The sequence below is a fragment of the Streptomyces sp. NPDC017448 genome (genome assembly GCF_044330565.1).
GTDB lineage: Bacteria > Actinomycetota > Actinomycetes > Streptomycetales > Streptomycetaceae > Streptomyces.
The window spans coordinates 11,323-32,329 of sequence record NZ_JBIRLM010000002.1 but is presented as its reverse complement, the minus strand read 5'-3'; the positions used below and the strand labels follow the sequence as shown (position 1 = coordinate 32,329).

The following is a 21,007-nucleotide window of genomic DNA, read 5'->3' as shown; positions in this document are numbered from 1 at the left end:
TTGCAGTGGACGGGGTCCGGCGACAAGCGTAGGGAGATCTCCCGGCATGCGGCCAGGTCGCCAAGCATCGGTCGCAGAGGTCTCCCTACGCGTATCCCGACGCAGGGCGAGAACGATACTGAGCCTAGGCGGCGTTATGACGGATACGTTCATCGGAATCGACCAGTCGTATGGAGGCTTCTCCATCGCTGTGTGGGTGCCCGCACAGAAACAGCTTGAGTTCCATCTCAAAGCCTTCCCCGCCAAAAAGTACGGACAAGGCGTCGACCGATTGCGGGCAGTTTCCGAGAACATCCTTGATGTGTTCCAGGGCATCTATGAGAAAGACCTGGAGATCAAACACATCTGCATGGAGGGATACGCTCGCAACAGCAAGTTCCGCCGGGAGGAGGCGGGCGAGCTGGCTTCCATGGTGAAGCTGACACTTTCAGTAGCCACACCGAAGCCTGTGTCCTACCCCACCGTCGTCGCGCCCACGCAGCTGAAGGTGTTCGTCACCGGAAGCCACCGTGCCTCCAAGGAGGACATGATTGCGGGCGTCAAGGAAAAGTGGGGCGTGGAAACGAAGAACGACAACAACGCAGACTCGCTCGGACTGGCACACATAGCCGAAGCGCTCCATACCAGCGTCACCCATAGCCCCTTCGAAGACCTCGTGCTGAGCAAGCTGAAGCGGCATACAGAACAATTCCCCGTGGTACAAGCAGCGTGACAGCACAGGCGCACGCGCTCTGAGAAAGGCCCCGCTCCGGTGGGGCCTTTCGTCTTGCCGTTACCACGAACTGAACCCACGCCCATATCCTCAGAGGAGATTCGTAAGAAAAAAGGGAGCACCAAATGGGCACCGAGAACGGAAACGAGACCACCTTCCGCGTGGGCAGCAGCACCCCCACGAGGGAGCTTGGATCAGCCATCGCCCACGCAATCTACGGGGGCAGGACCGTACTCATTCGTGCAGTGGGCCACGGGGCTATCGGCCAGGCAGGCAAGGGCGTCGCGGTAGCAGAAGGCCACGCAGCCAAGCAGGCCATCCGGATGAAGACCAATTTCGGCTTCTTCACCACGGTCATGCCGGATCAGAAGGAAGTCAGCGGGCTTCTCATGCGAGTAGTGCGAGACTGACGTCTTAAACTGGAAAACGGTCCATAAATCGGCATCCTCACCCGTACTCGCGTCAAAAGACAAGGCCGCAGTCGAGGAGGAATACCGTGGCCACTAAGAACCTCAGTTCCGGGCAGTTCCCGACCATGGGCGAATCTGCCATTGCCGTGAACTACCGACAGGCCGACCCCGGGAAGCTCGTGCCGCGCAACACCGGCAAGATCGTGCCCGAGCCCGACACCGCCGCCATCCGCCCGCAGGTGCAGGAGCGCTACGGCCACGTGGGCGCGGTGCAGGTCTTCCGGGACTTCTCCAACGCCCCCGAAGCCAGCGCCACCGGACGCAACGTCAAGCCGCTCACCGCCAGCCACAACGGCCGAGCCGCCTTCGACACCCGACGCACCTACAACCACGAGGTGTGACCCGATGTCGCTGAGCAGCCTCAACAGCCAGCAGTTCACCAACACCAACTCCACCAACGCCAGCGGCAGCTCCGCCAACGGGCAAAGCACCAACCGGCCGAAGGCCGCCTCCGACGGGTCGTCCGGCGGCACACAGACCGTCATCTCCATCAAGGGGTCAACCCCCAGCATCAGCACGAGGGCCTAAGCCATGGCATACCCCACCGCCTCCTACAACCCCCCGCTCCAGCAGGGCCACCCCGGCTCCGAAGTACGTTCCGGAGGCGGCGGCGGCTTTCCCGTCGTAGGGGCCCGCAGCGCCATCGACATGCGCCGGATGATGCAGGGCCGCTTTACTCCCGACGCGGACTACCCCGACGGCTACCTCGGTACCGGCACCGGACGCCACCAGGACAAGCTCCTCCAGTCCTACGGCTCGAACGTCCGCTACGACCGGCCGTACGACCGAGGTGTCCACAAGGGCGACAAGGTCGACCGAGGCGACTACGAGTGGCCGAGCTGGCTGACCCCCATGTCCGGAATCGAACGCCAAGGGCGTACGCAGGAACGCTTCGTTCCCCGAGGCCGCGCTGCCGACGTGCCCACCATTCCGGGATCAAACGCCAGCCCGCAGAACAGCGGGCCACAGTCCACCGCCGACCTCGCCAAATTTGCTCCGACCTGGAGGTGACATGACTAAGCGAGCAGTAAATTCCGCAAAGCGCATCGATGACCGCCGTCGATCCGGCGTAGGAGACAACGTCGCCTTCACCGCCCGCCCCGGAGTGGGCGGTCTCGGGGCAGGAAAGCGGCTTTCGACACTGGTGTCTCCCAGCATGGCGCAGCACCAATACACCAACCGAGGCGCACGCCACGTGCCCAACGGCAAGGGAAAGAAGACGACTTAATGGCGCTCCCCCCGCAGCGAAGCATGAACGAAGACCTCGGTGTAGGCATGACGGAGGGAGGGCACAAGCGGCGCGCTCCCAACCGGGGCGGATTCGTAGAGGAAACCACGAACATCGCCCGGGAAAACCTCAGCCCCGGTGTGTATGAGATCAAGGAATCCCCGTGGCCAAACCGCCCCGATGAGTCCCACACCCTGAACCACCACTAAGGAGCGGCATATGGCTACCCCGCTGAACGCCAATCAGCAGCTCATCGCCTTCAAAGCGGAGGGCTGCAACATAGTCGAACGACCCGGCTGGCGTAACAACAACAGAAACCACAAGGGACCTTGGGGCCCAGTTCACGGCGTCATGATTCACCACACCGTGACCTCGGGAACCGAATCATCCGTTGAACTCTGCTACAACGGCCACTCCACCCTCCCTGGTCCTCTCTGCCACACCGTCGGCGCCAAGGACGGTGCCCTCTACATGGTGGGCAACGGCCGCGCAAATCATGCTGGAATGGGCGACGGCGACGTACTCAAGGCCGTGATCGCAGAGCATCAGCTGCCGCCGGACAACGAAGCCGACACCGACGGCAACCGATACTTCTACGGCATTGAGCTCATCAACCGAGGCGACGGCAAGGACCCGTGGCCCGAGGCGCAGCTAGAATCCGCCGCTCGGTGGGCTGCTGCACTCTGCCGAGCACATGGCTGGAGCGCCCGATCGGTCATCGCGCACAAGGAATGGCAGCCGGGGAAGATCGACCCGACCTTCGACATGGACAAGTTCCGTGCGCGGGTGCAGGAGATCCTGGATGCTGCCAAGCCCTCCAAGCCTGCTAAGCCCGCGCCTGCCCCCAAGCCTAAGCCGAAGCCGGTGGTTTCCCTTGCCCGGCTGATCAAGGCGGCGCAGACTGATCCGCCGAAGTCGGGAACTCCCGTCAGCTACGCTGCCACCCGCATCGTGGAGGACGCCCTGGTGAAGGAAGGGCTTCTCAAAAAGGCGTACGCGGATGGCCACTACGGGCAGAACACCAAGTCCGCCATGAGCGCCTGGCAGGAGCGCTGTGGCTTTACGGGCCGTAAGCCGGGGCAGGGAGCCGATGGCATCCCCGGAAAGACCTCGCTCACCAAGCTCGGCGCGAAGTACGGCTTCACCGTCCGCGCCTAACCACCACGGCAGACCAACCAGGTTCAGCCCTGATCGCATGGGATATGAGATGGCACAAACAGGGACTGTGATCGACCCCCTGGTCATATGGGCAGTCGCCCTAGTCACCCTCAGTGGAGCCGCAGCTCTCATCTGGAGAATCCTCCGCAGTGTGCGAAAAATCTTCGCCACTGTCGAAGACTTCATGGAGGACTGGAACGGCACCCCGGCCCGGCCCGGAGTACTGGAACGACCTGGGGTAATGGCACGACTGTCCTCTATCGACCACGAACTCAAGCGCAACAGCGGCGAATCACTCCGAGACGCCATCAACAGGATTGAACTGGAGCTGGGTACCATTCCGCGCCGGTAGCCCGTAAGGTGAGGGAGTTCCGAAAAGCCGGTCACTGAACCGGATAGGTCGGCGGCCCCTGTCCCCGGCTATTGGAACTCACATGTCTCGCTTCACCACCACGCTCCTCACCACGCTTTCCGCCGCAGCGCTCACCATGACCGCCCTGGCACAGCCAGCAGCCAGCTCCCCGGCAGCACCCGCGACAGCCCAGGCCCCGGTGACACTCCCGGCCTCGGAAGCCACCGCGAAGAAGCGCCCCAAGGCATACCCGCGCACCTACACCGTGCGAAGCGGCGACAGCCTCAGCGCCATCGCCACCACACACAAGCAGACGCTCCGCACCCTGCTGGGCCGCAACCCCCGGTTCTGGTCGACCCCTGACCTGATCTACCCCGGACAGAAGATCAGGCTCACCGGCCCCACCCAGACAGCCCCGCATCAGGCTGCACGTACCCCCGCGCGCCCCCATCGTGCTACACCGCCCCGCGTCGCCCGCCCCGCGCCTGCCGCCCCGACCGGCTCGCCCCAGGCATACGCCCGCTCCGTGCTGAACTCCACGCAGTACACCTGCCTCCACAGCCTCTTCACCCGAGAGAGCGGCTGGAACCCCCGTGCCACAAACCCGTCTTCCGGCGCATACGGCATCCCGCAGGCCCTGCCCGGCTCCAAGATGGCCTCCCACGGCGCGGACTGGCGAACCAACGGCGTCACCCAGGTCCGATGGGGCATCTCGTACGTGAACAACCGCTACGGCAGCGCCTGCGGAGCCTGGAGCCATTTCCTCAAGAACAACTGGTACTGAGCGCTAACAGGTAACGAAGCGCCGTGAATAGGCTACTCACATGGCTGAAGAAATCCGCGTACTCCGCTGTGATCAATGTCGGACCCTCGAAGAGCTGCCCGACTACACCGGAGATCCGAATCAGGACCACGTCCTACAAGCCCTCATCACGCGCAAGCACACCGAGGAAAGCGGCTCCACGCACATCGGGCAGCTGATGAAGGTCGAAAAGAAGCACTGGGAATCACCCTCGACCCGCAAGGAAATCCTGCGCCAGCTCGGCAAGGAAACCACCGGACTTGACCCCGAGGCATACCTGGCCGACGCCGCATTCCGACACGACGCGATGGAGTGCTGGAAGCAGCACCTGCGAGTCTCCGAGTGCTCCGACTACAAGACTGCCCCCCGGCGCCTGACCCCCAACACCGCAAAGGAGCGCAAGGAAGCGGGCCTACCCAAATACCGCTCCGAACGTGACGTCTTCCTTTGCGACTTCTGCCCCGCCAAGGCAGCCGCGCAGGAAGCCCATTTCACCAAGCTCGGCCTCTACAAGTAAGGAAAACAAGTGCCCATCGACCTCAGCGCCCTCAAGGAAACGCCCGACCCCGAGAACCGGGAGCCTATCGAGGTAGACGCGGCCTTCCTCGTCATCTTCCGTGGAAATGGCGTCGTGCAGGCCAGCACCGACATCAACGCGCCTGTCATTCCCTCCCGAACCGCCACCGTGGACGAGATGGAGATGGCGTGCCTCAAGATCGCCTCCGACATTATGGCCACCAAGACGGCACAGGTCGTACACATGAACATGCAGCAGGCTATGGCCGCCATGCGTGATCAGGCAGAAGGCCAGCGAATCGCACAGACGCTCAACCTCTGACCGTGCAGCCGCAAAAGCACGCCCGTCTGTGCGAGGTTGGATGCCCAGGCTACGTGTGGCGGTGGTGCGAATCATGCGAAGAATTCTGCGAGAACGTCTGCTGCCTCTGCGCCTGCCATAAGCAGGGAACGCCCTGCCTCTGTGGAAAACCGACAGAGCACTAACTGCCAGAAACCCCTTCATGCACATGAGGGGGTTTCTGGCATACCCGGATAAACTCTGGCCATGAGGAACACCCACTATCTCGACCACCTCCCAACGGCCCTCGCAGCAACGCATATACCGACCTTCCGCGACGGTGCCTCAGGCTACTTCTCGAAACCCCGTAAGAACCTTGACCCGGAACTCTTCGACGCAACCTGCACCATGCATCCCCTGATCCGGAAACACCTTCTCTTCCAGCTCTTTTGGTTCTGGGAGAGCCGAGGACTACGCGAGGCGGGAACCTGGGCCACCGTATGGCTCGCAGGATCAGGTGCCTCCTATCAATGGGCAGGAGACCGAGGACACGGCGACGGCGACCTAGACATCCTCATCGGAATCGACTGGGACCTCTTCTACCTCGCCAACCCCCGCTTCAGCGGAATCCCCGGCGACATGATCATCGATCGTCTGGACGACGAGCTCCGCCATCACCTGTGGCCCCACACCGCGCACACCACCTTCGGCGCCCGCACATACGAGGTCACCTACTTCATCAACAAGAACTCCAGCGACATCCGCGATATCAACCCCTACGCGGCGTACAGCCTCTCCGCAGACGCCTGGACCGTGCCACCAGACCCCGACACCGCCTACGACTACGACCCCGGCGACCCTCAGTGGTACGCCACCATCACCCGAGACCTCGAAGCCGCAGTCATCGTGCGTGCCCGCGTCACCAAGATCCTCGACGACCTGCCCTACCTCGACGGCCCTCACCGGCAGACGGCGCTCAAGCAGCTCGCCACAGAAGTCTCCTACGCCGTCGCCCTCATGACCGAAATCCACGGCAACCGCCGCCGCGCCTTCGAAAAGCCCCTCGGAAAGGGCTACTGGGACTTCAACAACTGGCGCTGGCAGGCCAACAAGCGCAACGGCGTCGTAGGAGTACTCGGAGCCATCGAGAGAGCCAACAAAGAAGCGCTGGACGCCGCACAGGAAACCGCACATCAAGGCGTTCTTGCCAGCGCCGACGAACTCACCTTCCGTGCCGTCATGCAATACAGGGACCGCTGATGCGGAGCGTCGTCATCTGCCTCAACGGCACCCTGCGCCCCCCAACGCACACGGATGGAATCGACCCGGTCGGCAGACAGCTCTACGAAGCTCTTGTCAAGCAGTTCCGCGTCATCATCCTCGACGAGACAGGCGCAGCAGACACCGAACACTGGCTCGGTGTGCACTCAATAACCGGCTACGCAAGGGCCTATACCCCCCCAGTCGATTTCGCGCCCAGGACAGTAGCAGAAGGACGCCTCAGAATGCTGGCAGCTATCCGGAACACGGATGGTGCCGACCTCGTCATCGAAGCAGACCCCACCTGCGCGGCGGAAGAAATCCGCGCAGGCTACACCGTCATGCTCTACGCCTCCCCGCAGTACCTCATGGACATCTGGCATCCCGACGCACCACGAGAACCTCGACCCTGGGACGACATCGTGGACGAACTCGACCGCCAGAAGAAGGCCAAGGCCACAGACACCCGGCTCAAGGAGCACCACGACTAATGCCTGATCTCTTCTACGGCGGCTGCGAAATCAACGCCTTCAGCAAGCTCCTTGAAGACCTCGGTGTACGCACCGTCTCCATCTCCTACATGGGACTGCGCCGACGTATCAAGCACCTCGCCAAGATTACCCTCGCAGACCGATTCCACCCCGACACCAAAATCCTGCTCGACTCCGGCTGCCATACCATCAACGCGGCCCCCGACAAGCAGTACGGAAACCCCGAGCTCCAGGAAATCGCAACCGAGTACGACGAGTTCGTGCAACGAAACCTCGACCGCATCCACCGATACACCGAGTTCGACGCACAGCAGCTCGGAAGCGAATGGATTCACGGACGGCGCACAGCGCACGAGAAAGAAATTGTCGTCTGGCACGACGAGGAGCCACTTGACGTCCTCCTCGACCACGCCACGCACTTCCCACGCATCGCCGTCACAGGAGCAGCCCTGGGAGACAGGGACCTCACCCCTACCCTCACCCGGCTCGTACGCGAGCACTCCGTGGAGCTCTACGGCCTCGGCATGTCCAAGCCCGAACAGATGGCAGCCATCCCCTGGACCGGAGTCACGAGCACCAGCTGGCTCAGCCCGGCGAAGTTCCACGACCTCATCGTCTGGACCGGCACCGAACTCAAGCGCTACCCGAAGAAGAACCGAGAATCCGGCAAGCGCCGACACCGCACCCTCATCCGCGACATCGGCCTCGACACCGACCTCATCGAAGACGACGACAACACCGAACTCCTCAAACTCAGCGCCTGGTCATGGCTACAGCAGATGGCCAAACTCAACGGGACCACTGCCGACGTCAAAATAGTAGCTAATTCATCAGAACCCACCGATGAGCCCAGTGCGGAAAACATGCAGGGCAGTGTTGCTAACAAGCGCAACCGAGTGCGGAACTTCGACCTGTCAACTAACACCCAAAAACCGCGTGCGAAGCGCCCCCTGCCCGGCATGTCCGTCACCGAAAAAGAGGAGTCCTTCACCGACCCTGGCGGCAACCGCCGAACCAGGAAACTCCAGATCGTTAGCTCCACCAGCGAGTCGCTCCTCACCTGCACCGGTTGCCACATGGCAGGCACCTGCCCCGAATTCGACCCCGGCTCAGACTGCGCCTTCGAAATTCCGGCCGACGCCAACACCCCCGAAGAACGCAAAGCGCAGATGAACTACCTCATCAACCGCCAGTTCCGCCGAACCGCATTCGGCCTGGTCACAGAGGAAGTCGCAGGCGGATACCCCGACAGCAACGTCAGCCGAGAGATCGGCCTCTACCAAAAACTCCTCAAATCCCAGCACGACATGGAAACCGAAGGATTCAGCCTCACTATCAAGGCCAACCAGTCCGCCTCCGCCAGCCAAGCAGGCGCCGGAGTACTCAGCCGCATCTTCGGCCGCGAACCAGTCGCCCCCAGCAACACCCCCGAACTACCCCCAGCAACCCCCCAGCGCACTGCCCAAGAACAGATGGGCCTTCCCGTGATGGATGCCGAAATCATCGAAGAGGATGCAGCCTAATGAGTAACAACTTCAAGGCCCACACCGTCGTAAACGACGGTGTCGCACAGGAAGTCGTCTGCCGCGCCTGCCGAGGCAGAGGAGACGACCCCCGCCAGAGCGGAGCTGCCTGCTCCACTTGCTGGGGAGACGGCACCCTGCTCCTCCCTGCGCATACCCAGCGAGAAACATTGCTCGCTGGCATAGACTTCTGACATCATCCCCAGAGGGAGCCCCGCCCGTGGCCTTCGCGGACGGGTCTTCCGAAGTAGGCCAGCGCGACCTCTCCCGCCCCGGGGCAGTTGAGACCACGCTGGCCTACTGCTCTATCGGTTGCCAGGAGGTCTCCATGCCGCCCGTCCCCAGCCCTCGTGCCAGCTACATCCCTGCCACACGCGAAGCAGCAGCACGGAACCAGCTCCACGCAGCACGCGAACACCACGCTGCCGTGCAGGCCCGCCTGGAGGACACGACTCGCTATCTCTCGTCGGACGAGCGACACAGGCTCCGAGAGCAACTCCAGGGCGCCAAAGCCGAGATCCGCAACTGCGAACGCTACATCGCAGCCGGATGCCCCCGCGTCAGAGAAACCGTCTGAGGAGCCACCGTGCGAAAAGCCCTGGGGGCCACAGCCGTTCTCCTCGCTCTCACCGGAGGAGCCTTCGTCTACAGCGCCAGCGGCAGCGGCGGCAACGACTGGTGCAACGACAGCTCCTGGCTGCGCTCGGCGTCCAGCACCTACTACTACCTCTACCGGGACAACCCGCACTCCGAAGCCGAGATCACCAAGTCCGCCACCTACGGCGGGCAGCTCATGACCGCCTACAAGGCATCTATGGCTGAAGGACGCCTACCCGAAGGCATCGAGGACAGACTTACCGCCTGGTCCCTGTCACTGCGGGAAGAGGTCGAAAACGGCGGGACCGTGGCCTCTCGAACAGACAGTGTCCTGCACGCCTGCGCAGACTGAGACCAGGTACCACCCGACCCGGTGGTGACAATGGCTGGATCTCGCATCTAATGTGCCTTCATGAACGACATGCACATCGCAGATCTGGCCGACGTCCGCGCGTTCGCAGCAACACTGCCGACGAAGTACGTGGTCTGCCGCGATGGCGGCCACAACTTTGCCCCCCACGACGCCTACGAACTTGAAGGCGGCGGGTACGAGCGCGTCAGGAAGTGCCGCAGCTGCGGCACCCTGAAGACGCAGGAACTCACCAACGACTTCGTCATCCTCAGGACCAGTTACGCCTACCCGCCCGGCTACACCGCTGAAGCCGGGACCGGACGCATCGACGGGGAAGGCCGGTGCGTCTTCCGTGGGGCCGCGCTGATGGCCGAGATGAAGATGCTCCACAACAAGCAGAGGACCCACTAATGGCTCGCGACATCATCCACGTAGCTTCATGCGACCAGTGCAGGCACGAGGGACTCCCGGTCGCACAGGCCACCGCAGAACACATCCTCGCCATCGACGGCCCACCGAAGCGATTCGACTTCTGCCCGCCACACAACCACCAACTCCAGCCCCTCATCGCCCTCTACCAGGCAGAAGGCGTGGACATGGATCAGCGGCGGCCGAAGCAGGTGGAGAGCGGAAAGAAGGCCATCGAGCCCAGCAAGACGGAATCTCCGGGCAAGGAGTATGTGCTCTGCCCCCGCGACCACGTCAAGGGTGGCAAGAACATCCCCATCGTCTACGCCTCCCGATCCTCACATGCCAACGCCCAGCACGACGGCGTACCCATCTGGGACATCAAATGGGGCGACCCCGACGGCATCCTCATCGCACCCTGCGAAGGACATAAGGAATGCCTGAAAACGGGCCTGGCGTTCACCAGCGAACGGGGCCGGAACCGACACCTTGCCACCGCGCCTCTGGAGCGTATCGACAACGAAGCCGCCGCTTGACTACCTGAACGCACAGAAGCCCCCGACCGAAACGGCCGGGGGCTTCTGTGCGTTCAGGTCTGCTGCGGGCCTGCGACTTCGATATCTAGCTTGTGGTACTCGGCTGCCGCAAGGATGGACCGGCGAAGACCCTCCAGCGCCACTTCTTCGCCGTCCTCTTCGCCGGGCAGCTTGATGTGCACTTCGACCTTCCAGTGGCTACTCACGCGCTACTTCCCTCGGGCAGAGATGGTGTTTACCGGAGACGCTACTTCAATCCGCGCCGAATGACCTCCAGGAACTTCACAACCGTTGCTGAGTCATCCAGGTTGAGCAGAATGCCGACTTCGCCGTCCGAGACCCGGGGACGCAGTGCCGAACGTTCTCCCAGGGTTACCGACAGCTGCGCCAGGAGTTCCGGTGCGTCCGGCATGAGGGCACTGAGCGCCTGCTGCACCTCAGACACGTCCGCCTTCTTTGCGGCCTCCTCTTCCGCCACGATCTCTTTTTGCTCGGCCAGCAGCTTAGCCACTAGTGCGTCGTACGCCTCCGCCCCGAGGAAGTAAGTCAGGCGGCTGTCTCCCGGCCACAAACTACCCGACGTGTTCCTGCGCTCAAAAGAGACGGTACCTACGCCGATGCCGTAAACCCCGTGGAAGCTCGGGAAACGCGAGAAAGTTCCGATACGCTCTGCGGAATCCGGAAACGTTACCAAGCCGGTCGGCCCTACGATTACCCGCCGGAGTTTTCCGGCTACATGCAATTCATGCAGCTTCTTCTCCGCGTACGAGAATGTGGTCTTCATTCCTTTGAACGTGTCCCGTGCCAGCAAATCGAAGGCCCATACCCTCCCCGGATACTCTGCTCCGAGATTACGGACATAGTTCTCTACTTCTTTCAGCGTGGGCGCCATGTCATTTCTCCTTTGAGCGGGTTCCTCAGGTGTCGAGGAACGTGAAAATGTTTGGAGGGAAGCCGTATAGGTCAGTAAGAGCTGCCAGAACAGCGCGCCCTAGGTCCGTGAGGTGATCCTCGGATACTTGGAAGTATCTACCTGCTTCTTCATTCCACCAGGAGCCACCTGTTGAACCCAGCAGAAGTACCGCATCGGTAAAGTATCCGGTGTCCTCCCAATCCTTCTTGCCATCCCACCACCCCGTGTGGGTGTAGGACTCCGCATCAGGACCAGTCGCGCTGACGAAGGTCTCGTTGATCAGCATTTTCACGGAGAGCCCCACGCTGCATACGGCTGCAAGGTTATTCCCGTCTGGCGGGGCCCAGCTGGCGTATGCCGACATACCACCTTCGCCGCCGTCGCGGAAATCACCGCTATTGTCCGTCGGCCAGTTCACCCAGCCACTGCGGTCAGTGGGGTCGCGTCGAACCATGCTCAACTCCTCATTTCTATTGGCCGTCAGTTGGACGGGTAGGTGTAGGGAGCCAGAGGAAGGAGAGTGACGTCGAATGCACGCATCAGATCCGCAAGCAGGTTGTTCACGGCCTCGTCGCTTGGATCATTCGCCGTCACAACATATTCGCCCGTCAAGGTCAACAGGACCTTCGCGAGAAGTACAAGCTCCGCTGCGGACAGTTCCGCCTTCGCACCGGACGACCGCTTGGCTCGCGATGTGAGCTCCCTCAAAATCTCACTGCCGTCGTGCGCCATGGTGGGCTTCCATTTGGAACCCAGAAGTGGTCGGGCATCGAACGTGGCCAAGAGACTGCTCCTAACACTTTTCCGCGAGACATAACTAGGCTCAGCCCATACACCAACTCGGGCTGAGGAGAACGAGTGGCACCCCAGGATATGGCAGAGGTTGTGCCTCTGTTCGGAGAACGTGAAGTCTCGGTTCCGGCCGTGGAAGTTGTCTGGCACCGCTCGGAGAGCGCGGACGAGGGCCTCCGGCGCCGCGTACTGGAGCACCTCTTCATGGCCCAGGAGGGCCAGAGCGAACCTGAGGCCGCGTAAGTATGTGCCCAGGGCGGCCTGTTGAGGGATAGGATCACCTCGACATGAGTCGACCCCGGCAGCGAGGCAACGCCACCAGGGTCGCGCCACTCTGAATCTGGAGTTCAGACTGACATGACGAAGACTCTCACACGCTCCATCGAGGCTGTTCACCGGGTCACCGCACCCGCACGTCTCCGCGCCGTCGACTACCTGCGCGTATCCACTGCTGAGCAGGCCAAGGGCTACGGCATCAGCTACACGGGCAAGAAGACCAGGGCCCACATCGCGAAGAAGGACTGGGATCACGTCGGCACCTACGCCGACGAAGGCTTCAGCGGCAGCCTGGACCACACGCAGCGGCCCGACCTCAAGCGGCTCATGGCAGCTGCACAGGAGGAGCCGCGCCCCTTCGACGTGGTCGTGGTGGCTGAGGAACGAGCCATCGGCCGTCGTGACCGCGCCTTCTGGCCCTGGGTCTGGGCCCTCGAAGACCTCGGAATTTTCGTCTCCGTCGTCCGAGGCGACTACGACAACACGACCGAAGCCGGGCGCTCCCGCATGCGCAAGGAGCAAGACAAGGCTGAAGACGAGCGGAACACCATTCGTGACCGCACCCAAGGAGGGGTGCAGGAGAAGGCGGAGATCGGCGGACACGCCGGAGGGCTAGCTCCGTACCCCTACAAGATTGAGCACAAGGGGGTCAAGGGGGAGAGCCGCATCATCCTCGATCGGGGGAAGGAGACCGCCCCGTACGAGCTCTGCCACCGTGCGTGGAGGCACATCGTGCAAGAGGGGATGAACCCCAGCGAGGTGGAAGACCTCTTCAACGCCGAACACCTTGACGGGCCCTCCCGCAACTACTGGCCCCGGGGATCTCTTCGGCACGTTCTTACGAGTGAAGCCGTGCAGAAGGCGCACCGCTTCTACCGCGACCCCAGCAAGCCGAAAATCAGGCTCGATGAAAACGGGTCGCCTCTTTTCGGGCAGGCCGTCATCGTGCCGTACGAACCCGTTTTCGACGACGTCCAGCTTCAGAAGCTCAACCTGGCACTCGAACGAACCAGCCGCGCCGGGCGTTCCGCTGACGAGTACGAGGTTCACCCGCTCAGTAAGCACATTTTCGGCGTCTGCGGAAACCACTTCACCGGAGCTAGCGGCACAGGCCGAGCTGAGAGGCGCGTGTACCGCTGCGCTGGCACGTACAAGGACCCCAAGAACCCCGAAAGCCAGCGTTGCTCCTGCTCGCAGATTGACGCCGAAGCCCTTGAAGCCGTGGTCTGGCACGAAATCTGCAAACTGCTCGAAGAGCCGGACCGGCTGATGGCGTTGTCAGCGGAGTGGGCAGAACTCGCGGGAGCCAACGAGGTCGACTATGAGAAGCGCATCGCTGATCTGGATAGCCAGATCGAAGACATCGATAGCTTCATTGACCTGACGACTGACGCTGCTACCCGGCAGGCCGTACAGCGCAAGCTCAATCGTGTTGAGGCCCGGGAGTACATTGAGAGCCGTATCAAGGGGCACAACGAGGAACGCGAAAAGCTGGTCGAGATGCGCGATCAGGCAATGTCCTGGCGTAACGAAATCGACCAGGCCCGAGTGCGCGCGGAAGACTTGAACAAGCTGGCCACGGTGGCACGAACCTCGCTCTACCGTATGACGCCCGCCCAGAAGGAAGACGTCATCGACTGGGTTGAGCTGAAGGTCACCATCACAGGCGACGTGCCCAGGAAGACCCGCAGCGATGACCAGGTAAGTGCATGGTTCCGGGACCGGAACCTCCTCGTGCCTACCCTTACGGATGCGGCATGGGTAGTCGTGGAGCCGGTGATGTCCGCCCGTCGAGGACGCAAGGCGGCAAACCCTCGGGCGTTGCTCGACTCGATGCTCCACAAGGCGCGTACCGGTTGCGCGTGGTCCAGCGCCCCTGTGCCGGGCGCTTCGAGCATCTGGGCACGCTGGCTCAAGAGTGGGCTCTGGGAGGAGCTCATGGAGGCCCTGGGGGGCTTCCCCGGCACCCCTCCGGTGTCCGACGTTCCCCCGCTGCCGACCATCCGCATCGAGGGGCGGGTCGATCCCCGGCTGTTCATTGGGGACGATAAGTCGAGTGAGCCGGACACCCTGTTCAAGGCGTCCGACTACAAGATCTCGCCGTTCGAGCTGGAGAGCGCCCTGTTGGAGCACGAGGCGGTCGCCGAGGCCGCCGTCGTCCCCGCCCCCGACCCGCTCCGCCTCGCCGTCCCGAAGGCGTACGTCGTGCTGGCGGAGGGCTGGGAGCCGGGCCCGGAGACCGCTCAGCTCCTCTTCCAGCACTCCCGGGCGGTCCTCGCCCCGTACAAACGCATCCGCAAGCTGGAGTTCGCGGAGCTGCCCAAGACCGTCTCGGGCAAGATCCGCCGCATCGAACTCCGCGAGCGCACCGCGCTCGGCGACGGCGTCGAGTTCGCCGAGGGGGACCTGAAGTGAGCCTGCCGTCCCCCGCGGAGCCGTCCTACGCGCACGGCGTCGGCTCCACCCCGCTGCTCGGCGACACCATCGGCCGCAACCTCGACCGCGCGGTCGCCGCGCACGGCGACCGCGAGGCCCTGGTCGACGTGGTCTCGGGCCGCCGCTGGACATACGCGGAGTTCGGCGCCGACGTGGCCGTGCTGGCCCGCGCCCTGATGGCGTCCGGGGTGGCGAAGGGCGACCGGGTCGGCATCTGGGCGGTCAACTGCCCCGAATGGGTGCTCGTCCAGTACGCCACCGCCCGCATCGGGGCCCTCCTGGTCACCGTCAACCCCGCCTACCGCGCCCACGAGGTGGAGTTCGTCCTCAACCAGGCGGGCGTCTCCCTGCTGGTGGCCTCCCTCTCCCACCGCACCAGCGACTACCGCGCCCTCGTCGACCAGGTCCGCGCCGACTGCCCCGCCCTGCGCGCCGTCCACTACATCGGCGACCCCTCCTGGGACGAACTGACCGCCGCCGCGCCCGCCGTCACGGCCGGACAACTGGCCGCCCGGGAGGCGGAGCTGTCCTGCGACGACCCGATCAACATCCAGTACACGTCGGGCACCACGGGCTTCCCCAAGGGAGCGACCCTCACCCACCACAACATCCTGAACAACGGCTACTTCGTGGGGGAGACCATCGCCTACACGGAGGAGGACCGGATCTGCATCCCCGTCCCCTTCTACCACTGCTTCGGCATGGTGATGGGCAACCTCGCGGCCACCTCGCACGGCGCGTGCATGGTGATCCCCGGCCCGTCCTTCGAGCCCGCCGCCGTGCTGGCCGCCGTCCAGCGGGAGCGCTGCACCTCGCTGTACGGGGTGCCCACCATGTTCATCGCGGAGCTGAACCTGCCGGAGTTCGCGACGTACGACCTCTCCTCGCTGCGCACCGGGATCATGGCCGGCTCCCCCTGTCCGGCCGAGGTGATGAAGCGGGTCGTCGCCGAGATGCACATGGCCGAGGTGTCGATCTGCTACGGGATGACGGAGACGTCCCCGGTCTCCACCCAGACCCGCCGCGACGACGACCAGGAGCGCCGCACCGGCACGGTGGGCCGCGTGCTGCCGCACATCGAGGTCAAGGTCGTCGACCCGGCCACCGGCGTCACGCTGCCGCGCGGCGCCGCCGGTGAACTGCGCACCCGGGGCTACAGCGTGATGCTCGGCTACTGGGACCAGCCCGAGCGCACCGCCGAAGTCGTCGACGCGGGGCGGTGGATGCACACGGGGGACCTCGCGGTGATGCGCGAGGACGGGTACGTCCAGGTCGTCGGCCGGATCAAGGACATGATCATCCGGGGCGGCGAGAACGTGTACCCGAGGGAGATCGAGGAGTTCCTGTACGGCCATCCGAAGATCGCCGACGTCCAGGTGGTCGGGGTGCCGGACGAGCGGTACGGCGAGGAGATCCTGGCCTGTGTCATCCCCCGCGACCCGGCCGACCCGCCGACGCTGGAGGAGGTGACGGCGTTCTGCCGGGAGCGGCTGGCGCACTACAAGATCCCGCGCAGGCTGCGGGTCCTCGCGGCCTTCCCGATGACGGTCAGCGGAAAGGTCCGCAAGGTCGAGCTGCGGGAGAGCTACGCGGAGTGAGCGGAGCCGGCACGGCGCGGGGAAAGGCGGTGACCCCGTACAGGACGGGGTCACCGCAGGTGGACGCGGTGGGTACGCCGGGCGGGGTCAGGCGGCTTCGATGATGTCGGGGTCGCCCCGGGTCGCCGCCGCCCACTCGATCAGCAGCACCTCGTAGGTCGCCGCCGACGCCTCGGACCAGTCGGGGCCGGTGGCGTCGACGAGCGCGCGGATCGCCTCGTTGGCCAGCTCGGCGGCGGGCGCGGGACGGGGTGCTGGGGAGGAGCTGTCGGGGAGTAAAGCCATGCGCACAGCTTACGCGCCGCCACCGACAGCTACCGTCTCCGAAGCGCCGGACGCCCCCGACGTGTCCGGAAGAAGCTGTGGCTGTGCGACCGTTCGTGCGGTCTTCGGCGGGGGGACGGCGGCCAGTTCCCGGCGCATGCAGACCCGTGGCCAGCGGTCGAGGCCGTGCTGGGCCTCCTCGCCGCGGATCGTCCGGAGCCCGTCGGTGAGTTCTTCCTCACGCAGCACCCGGAAGCCGATCCGGGCGTAGTACGGGGCGTTCCACGGCACGTCGGTGAAGGTGGTCAGGGTCAGCGCCGTCATCCCGCGCCGCGCGGCCACGGCGGCGAGATGGGCGATCAGCCCCCGTCCGATGCCCCGGCGGGCGGCGGCGGGGTCGACCGAGACCTGCTCGATGTGGAGGGCGTCGTCGACGGGGTCGGCGAGCACATAGCCGAGCGGCCGGTCGCCGGTGGCGGAGAGGGGGTCGGTGGCCACCCAGCAACGGCCTGCCTGCCGGTAGCTCTCCAGCAGGTCGAGCGGGGGCGGATCGTCGTCGGCCACGAAGGCCATGCCGAGGGCGCGGAACGGTTCCCCTGCGGCGCGCTCGATGTCCTGGAGTACCGGGAGATCCGAGCGTCTGGCGGAGCGGATACGCATGGACTCAGTGTGCCGCGCCGGAGCCCGGACCGGTACGCGAGGCGCCGGATTCCGGCTCCCGGCGGCGGGACCGGACGCGGGGCCGGAACCGTACCCCGGACGCCGGTCAGGCGCCGGCGCCGGCCAGTTCGTCGGCCGGACCGTTCACCGGCCGGGGGGCGCCGGCGGGGTCCAGGACGAAGAGGGGGAGCCCGACGCCGTCCGCGCGGGCCCGCGCGTCGGCCGCGTACCCCGAGAGGGAGAAGAACACCCCGGCCGCCGACGCGCCCAGCGCGTTGAGCCAGAGGGTCTCGACCGCGCGCAGGGCGGCCGGGCGGGTGGTGGAGTCCACGCACGCGACGACCCCGTCGCCCCGCAGGTCGATCCCCGGGGCCGGGTCCGCGGCGGGCCGGCCGACGCCGCAGTAGCCCAGCCAGGTCAGGTACCGCCCGGCCGCGTCCACCGCGTCGTGGCCGGTGCGGATCGCCGTCGGGCGGAACGCCGGGCGCGGGCGGGCGGCGGTGCGCGGCAGCGGGATGTGGGCGGGGGAGACCGGATCGGCCCGCACCGGTGCGGTGGCCGCGGGGCGCACCGGCAGGCGCAGGACGGTCCCGCACGGGCAGCACAGCTCGGGCTGCGGCCACTGGTCCTCCCGGGCGCAGGACGCACAACGCACGGTGACCCAGGCGTCGTTCCAGCTGCGGTGGACGACCCGGACCGCCGGGGCGCCGCGCAGCAGCGGCGGGGCGGTGGGCTCGCCGCACGGGCAGGGGTAGGCCGGGGCGCTGTAGGCGTGGTCCCGGCCGCAGGCAGGGCACCGGACCGGCACGGACTCCACGTTCGCCTCCCTCCGGCACGGACCGGCGACCGACCGTACTCCGCGCCTCCCTCGTCACGCCATCGTCCACCAGGAGCGGAGCACCGGGGAGGGGAACGGCGTACTCCGCTCCGGGCGCACGGTCCTTTCCGGCCGCCCGCGGGCCCGGCGCGCCCTTGACGGGGAACCCCCCAGGTTTTAGATTGCTTCCGTATAACAGAAGTAAGTTTCCGTAATGCGGAATTGGTGCTCTCAGGTGGCGCGACAGAGCCCGACTCCACCAATCCCGACCAGGAGCTTCCATGCCTCGTATGACCGCTGCCCGAGCGGCAGTTGAGATCCTGAAGCGCGAAGGCGTCAGCAACGCGTTCGGCGTTCCGGGCGCGGCGATCAACCCCTTCTACGCGGCCCTCAAGGCCGCCGGCGGGGTCACCCACACGCTGGCCCGGCACGTCGAGGGCGCCTCCCACATGGCGGAGGGCTACACCCGGGCCGCGGCGGGCAACATCGGCGTCTGCATCGGCACGTCGGGCCCGGCGGGCACCGACATGATCACCGGGCTGTACTCCGCCATCGCCGACTCCGTCCCGATCCTGTGCATCACCGGCCAGGCGCCGACCGCCGTCCTGCACAAGGAGGACTTCCAGGCCGTCGACATCGCCTCGATCGCGAAGCCGGTCACCAAGGCGGCGACCACCGTCCTGGAGGCCGCGCAGGTCCCCGGCGTCTTCCAGCAGGCGTTCCACCTGATGCGCACCGGCCGCCCCGGCCCGGTCCTCATCGACCTGCCGATCGACGTCCAGCTCACCGAGATCGAGTTCGACCCGGAGCTGTACGAGCCCCTGCCGGTGCACAAGCCCGCCGCCTCCCGCAAGCAGATCGAGCGGGCCGTGGCGATGCTGAACGCCTCCGAGCGGCCGGTCCTCGTCGCGGGCGGCGGCATCATCAACGCCGACGCCTCCGAACTCCTCGTGGAGTTCGCCGAGCTGACCGGCGTCCCCGTCGTCCCGACCCTGATGGGCTGGGGCATCCTCCCCGACGACCACGAGCTGAACGCCGGCATGGTGGGCCTGCAGACCTCGCACCGCTACGGCAACGCGAACTTCCTGGAATCCGACTTCGTCCTCGGCATCGGCAACCGCTGGGCCAACCGCCACACCGGCAAGCTGGACGTCTACACGAAGGGCCGCACCTTCGTCCACGTGGACATCGAACCCACCCAGCTCGGCAAGATCTTCGCCCCGGACCTCGGGATCGCCTCCGATGCCAGGGCCGCGCTGGAACTCTTCGTCGAGGTCGCGCGCGAGCTGAAGGCCGCGGGCGAGCTGAAGGACCGTACGGCCTGGGCCGCCTCCACACAGGAACGGAGGGCGACGCTCCAGCGGCGCACCCACTTCGACGACGTGCCGCTCAAGCCGCAGCGCGTGTACGAGGAGATGAACCGGGCGTTCGGCCCGGAGACCCGTTACGTCACCACGATCGGGCTCTCCCAGATCGCCGGCGCGCAGATGCTGCACGTCTACAGGCCGCGCCACTGGATCAACTGCGGCCAGGCGGGCCCGCTGGGCTGGACCATCCCGGCCGCGCTGGGCGTCGCCACGGCGGACCCGGAGGGCACGGTCGTGGCCCTCTCCGGCGACTACGACTTCCAGTTCATGCTGGAGGAGCTTGCCGTCGGAGCCCAGCACCGCATCCCGTACGTCCACGTGCTGGTGAACAACTCCTACCTCGGGCTCATCCGCCAGGCGCAGCGCAACTTCGACATCGACTTCCAGGTCAACCTGGAGTTCGAGAACCTCAACTCCCCGGAGCTGGGCGTCTACGGCGTGGACCACGTCAAGGTCGTCGAGGGACTCGGCTGCAAGGCGATCCGGGTCACCGAGCCGGACCGGCTGCTGCCGGCCTTCGAGGAGGCCAAGAAGCTGGCGGCGGAGTTCCGGGTGCCGGTAGTGGTCGAGGCCATCCTGGAGCGGGTCACGAACATCGCGATGAGCGGGAGCGACATCGCGTCGGTGAACGAGTTCGAGGACCTGGCCACGGACCCGTCCCACGCCCCGACCGCAATCCGCCCGCTGACCGTCTCCTGACGGACGCGCCACCCCTGAGGGCCCCCGGCCCGGAGCGACCCTCCGGGCCGGGGGCCCTTGCGCCTTGCCGTGCCCTCCCGGCCCGCGCGGTGCCCGGGGCGCGCGGACGCCGGCCTGCCGGGCGTTCGAGGGCGGAACCCCGGGGCGGGCGGGCCCGGACGTACGGGACGGGAAGCCGGGGGCCCCTCGACGCGGGGTGCGGCCCCGCCTTCCACGAGGGTTCCGTCCCGGAGCGCCGGACGGGGCGGAACGGCACGGCCCCCCCCCGCCGCACGGGGCCGGGCGGGCCGGACCGTACGGGCGCGGGCACGCGGAAGGGCGCGGAGTACGGGACCGTATCCGTACTCCGCGCCCTCGTTCACCGGGTGACAGGGACCGCGGCGGCGGCGATCGGCCCGGGGGAGGGCGTCTCCTTCAGGTCAGGAGACGGTCCCCGGTCCTTCACCACCGCACTGGCATCGCTCGACCGCCGCGGCCTCGTCGTCCTGCCCGTGCCGCGC

26 protein-coding genes are annotated in these 21,007 nt (G+C 65.5%); 19 read left to right on the top strand and 7 right to left on the bottom strand.

The features are described 5' to 3' along the window. Nucleotides 1–136 precede the first annotated feature (136 nt). The 16 genes from ACH4K1_RS04705 to ACH4K1_RS04630 all read left to right on the top strand — a co-directional run bounded on the left by ACH4K1_RS04705 (nucleotide 137) and on the right by ACH4K1_RS04630 (nucleotide 10,685). Nucleotides 137–712, top strand: a complete 576-nt coding sequence (locus tag ACH4K1_RS04705) for a hypothetical protein (protein WP_398086672.1) — start codon at nucleotides 137–139, stop codon at nucleotides 710–712. A gap of 125 nt (nucleotides 713–837) precedes the next feature. Next, nucleotides 838–1,122, top strand: coding sequence for a stage V sporulation protein S (locus ACH4K1_RS04700; protein ID WP_398086670.1), 285 nt, complete (start codon nucleotides 838–840; stop codon nucleotides 1,120–1,122). Nucleotides 1,123–1,208: 86 nt separating this feature from the next. Continuing rightward, entirely contained in the window at nucleotides 1,209–1,523 is a 315-nt protein-coding gene (locus tag ACH4K1_RS04695) for a hypothetical protein (protein ID WP_398086669.1), read from the top strand. A gap of 4 nt (nucleotides 1,524–1,527) precedes the next feature. Continuing rightward, the gene (locus ACH4K1_RS04690) at nucleotides 1,528–1,710 is read left to right on the top strand and encodes a hypothetical protein (protein ID WP_398086667.1); all 183 of its coding nucleotides are present in this window, start codon (nucleotides 1,528–1,530) and stop codon (nucleotides 1,708–1,710) included. A 3-nt stretch (nucleotides 1,711–1,713) separates the two neighbouring features. Next, complete coding sequence (locus ACH4K1_RS04685) at nucleotides 1,714–2,193, top strand: hypothetical protein (protein ID WP_398086665.1); 480 nt, start codon at nucleotides 1,714–1,716, stop codon at nucleotides 2,191–2,193. 436 nt (nucleotides 2,194–2,629) lie between these two features. Beyond that, nucleotides 2,630–3,568, top strand: a complete 939-nt coding sequence (locus tag ACH4K1_RS04680; RefSeq protein ID WP_398086663.1) for an N-acetylmuramoyl-L-alanine amidase — start codon at nucleotides 2,630–2,632, stop codon at nucleotides 3,566–3,568. Nucleotides 3,569–3,719: 151 nt separating this feature from the next. Further along, nucleotides 3,720–3,920, top strand: a complete 201-nt coding sequence (locus ACH4K1_RS04675) for a hypothetical protein (RefSeq protein WP_398086662.1) — start codon at nucleotides 3,720–3,722, stop codon at nucleotides 3,918–3,920. 82 nt (nucleotides 3,921–4,002) lie between these two features. Further along, entirely contained in the window at nucleotides 4,003–4,704 is a 702-nt protein-coding gene (locus ACH4K1_RS04670; protein ID WP_398086660.1) for a LysM peptidoglycan-binding domain-containing protein, read from the top strand. Between the two features lie 40 nt (nucleotides 4,705–4,744). Continuing rightward, a complete protein-coding gene (locus tag ACH4K1_RS04665; protein ID WP_398086658.1) occupies nucleotides 4,745–5,239 on the top strand; it encodes a hypothetical protein in 495 nt (164 codons plus the stop codon). Nucleotides 5,240–5,248: 9 nt separating this feature from the next. After that, the gene (locus ACH4K1_RS04660; protein ID WP_398086656.1) at nucleotides 5,249–5,560 is read left to right on the top strand and encodes a hypothetical protein; all 312 of its coding nucleotides are present in this window, start codon (nucleotides 5,249–5,251) and stop codon (nucleotides 5,558–5,560) included. 225 nt (nucleotides 5,561–5,785) lie between these two features. Continuing rightward, complete coding sequence (locus ACH4K1_RS04655) at nucleotides 5,786–6,778, top strand: hypothetical protein (protein WP_398086655.1); 993 nt, start codon at nucleotides 5,786–5,788, stop codon at nucleotides 6,776–6,778. Nucleotides 6,779–7,023: 245 nt separating this feature from the next. Continuing rightward, nucleotides 7,024–7,269: a hypothetical protein gene (locus ACH4K1_RS04650; protein ID WP_398086653.1), complete on the top strand. Its 246-nt coding sequence runs from the start codon at nucleotides 7,024–7,026 to the stop codon at nucleotides 7,267–7,269. After that, nucleotides 7,269–8,792: a hypothetical protein gene (locus ACH4K1_RS04645; RefSeq protein ID WP_398086651.1), complete on the top strand. Its 1,524-nt coding sequence runs from the start codon at nucleotides 7,269–7,271 to the stop codon at nucleotides 8,790–8,792. The genes ACH4K1_RS04650 and ACH4K1_RS04645 overlap by 1 nt, the downstream gene beginning before the upstream one ends. Before the next feature lie 586 nt (nucleotides 8,793–9,378). Beyond that, nucleotides 9,379–9,741 (top strand): hypothetical protein, encoded by a 363-nt coding sequence (locus tag ACH4K1_RS04640; RefSeq protein ID WP_398086650.1) that lies wholly within the window; start codon nucleotides 9,379–9,381, stop codon nucleotides 9,739–9,741. A 60-nt stretch (nucleotides 9,742–9,801) separates the two neighbouring features. After that, on the top strand, nucleotides 9,802–10,152 hold the full coding sequence (locus ACH4K1_RS04635) for a hypothetical protein (protein WP_398086648.1): 351 nt from the start codon (nucleotides 9,802–9,804) through the stop codon (nucleotides 10,150–10,152). Further along, a complete protein-coding gene (locus tag ACH4K1_RS04630) occupies nucleotides 10,152–10,685 on the top strand; it encodes a hypothetical protein (protein WP_398086647.1) in 534 nt (177 codons plus the stop codon). The genes ACH4K1_RS04635 and ACH4K1_RS04630 overlap by 1 nt, the downstream gene beginning before the upstream one ends. 53 nt (nucleotides 10,686–10,738) lie before the next feature. Here ACH4K1_RS04630 and ACH4K1_RS04625 read toward each other — a convergent pair whose 3' ends face one another. Genes ACH4K1_RS04625 through ACH4K1_RS04610 form a run of 4 tightly spaced genes read right to left on the bottom strand, consistent with a single transcriptional unit; the run spans nucleotide 10,739 to nucleotide 12,381 of the window. Beyond that, on the bottom strand, nucleotides 10,739–10,891 hold the full coding sequence (locus tag ACH4K1_RS04625) for a hypothetical protein (RefSeq protein WP_398086645.1): 153 nt from the start codon (nucleotides 10,889–10,891) through the stop codon (nucleotides 10,739–10,741). A 41-nt stretch (nucleotides 10,892–10,932) separates the two neighbouring features. Continuing rightward, on the bottom strand, nucleotides 10,933–11,577 hold the full coding sequence (locus tag ACH4K1_RS04620; protein ID WP_398086643.1) for a hypothetical protein: 645 nt from the start codon (nucleotides 11,575–11,577) through the stop codon (nucleotides 10,933–10,935). 25 nt (nucleotides 11,578–11,602) lie between these two features. Next, nucleotides 11,603–12,052: a hypothetical protein gene (locus ACH4K1_RS04615; RefSeq protein ID WP_398086641.1), complete on the bottom strand. Its 450-nt coding sequence runs from the start codon at nucleotides 12,050–12,052 to the stop codon at nucleotides 11,603–11,605. A 26-nt stretch (nucleotides 12,053–12,078) separates the two neighbouring features. After that, the gene (locus tag ACH4K1_RS04610; protein ID WP_398086640.1) at nucleotides 12,079–12,381 is read right to left on the bottom strand and encodes a hypothetical protein; all 303 of its coding nucleotides are present in this window, start codon (nucleotides 12,379–12,381) and stop codon (nucleotides 12,079–12,081) included. A 366-nt stretch (nucleotides 12,382–12,747) separates the two neighbouring features. Here ACH4K1_RS04610 and ACH4K1_RS04605 point away from each other — a divergent pair, with 366 nt between their 5' ends. Together ACH4K1_RS04605 and ACH4K1_RS04600 are read left to right on the top strand one after the other, a co-directional pair. Further along, nucleotides 12,748–15,081: a recombinase family protein gene (locus tag ACH4K1_RS04605; protein WP_398086638.1), complete on the top strand. Its 2,334-nt coding sequence runs from the start codon at nucleotides 12,748–12,750 to the stop codon at nucleotides 15,079–15,081. Beyond that, entirely contained in the window at nucleotides 15,078–16,700 is a 1,623-nt protein-coding gene (locus ACH4K1_RS04600; RefSeq protein ID WP_398086637.1) for an AMP-binding protein, read from the top strand. Before ACH4K1_RS04605 ends, ACH4K1_RS04600 begins: the two co-directional genes overlap by 4 nt. 87 nt (nucleotides 16,701–16,787) lie before the next feature. Here ACH4K1_RS04600 and ACH4K1_RS04595 read toward each other — a convergent pair whose 3' ends face one another. The 3 genes from ACH4K1_RS04595 to ACH4K1_RS04585 form a co-directional block, all read right to left on the bottom strand. Further along, the gene (locus tag ACH4K1_RS04595; protein ID WP_398086635.1) at nucleotides 16,788–16,985 is read right to left on the bottom strand and encodes a hypothetical protein; all 198 of its coding nucleotides are present in this window, start codon (nucleotides 16,983–16,985) and stop codon (nucleotides 16,788–16,790) included. A gap of 9 nt (nucleotides 16,986–16,994) precedes the next feature. Next, a complete protein-coding gene (locus ACH4K1_RS04590) occupies nucleotides 16,995–17,624 on the bottom strand; it encodes a GNAT family N-acetyltransferase (RefSeq protein WP_398086633.1) in 630 nt (209 codons plus the stop codon). Nucleotides 17,625–17,730: 106 nt separating this feature from the next. Then, nucleotides 17,731–18,441 carry a hypothetical protein gene (locus ACH4K1_RS04585; protein ID WP_398086631.1) on the bottom strand — a complete coding sequence of 237 codons (711 nt, stop codon included), beginning with the start codon at nucleotides 18,439–18,441 and terminating at the stop codon, nucleotides 17,731–17,733. 281 nt (nucleotides 18,442–18,722) lie between these two features. On the opposite strand from ACH4K1_RS04585, the gene gcl reads away from it, so the two are divergent. Next, nucleotides 18,723–20,507 (top strand): glyoxylate carboligase, encoded by a 1,785-nt coding sequence (gene gcl, locus ACH4K1_RS04580; RefSeq protein ID WP_398086630.1) that lies wholly within the window; start codon nucleotides 18,723–18,725, stop codon nucleotides 20,505–20,507. Nucleotides 20,508–21,007: the final 500 nt, after the last annotated feature.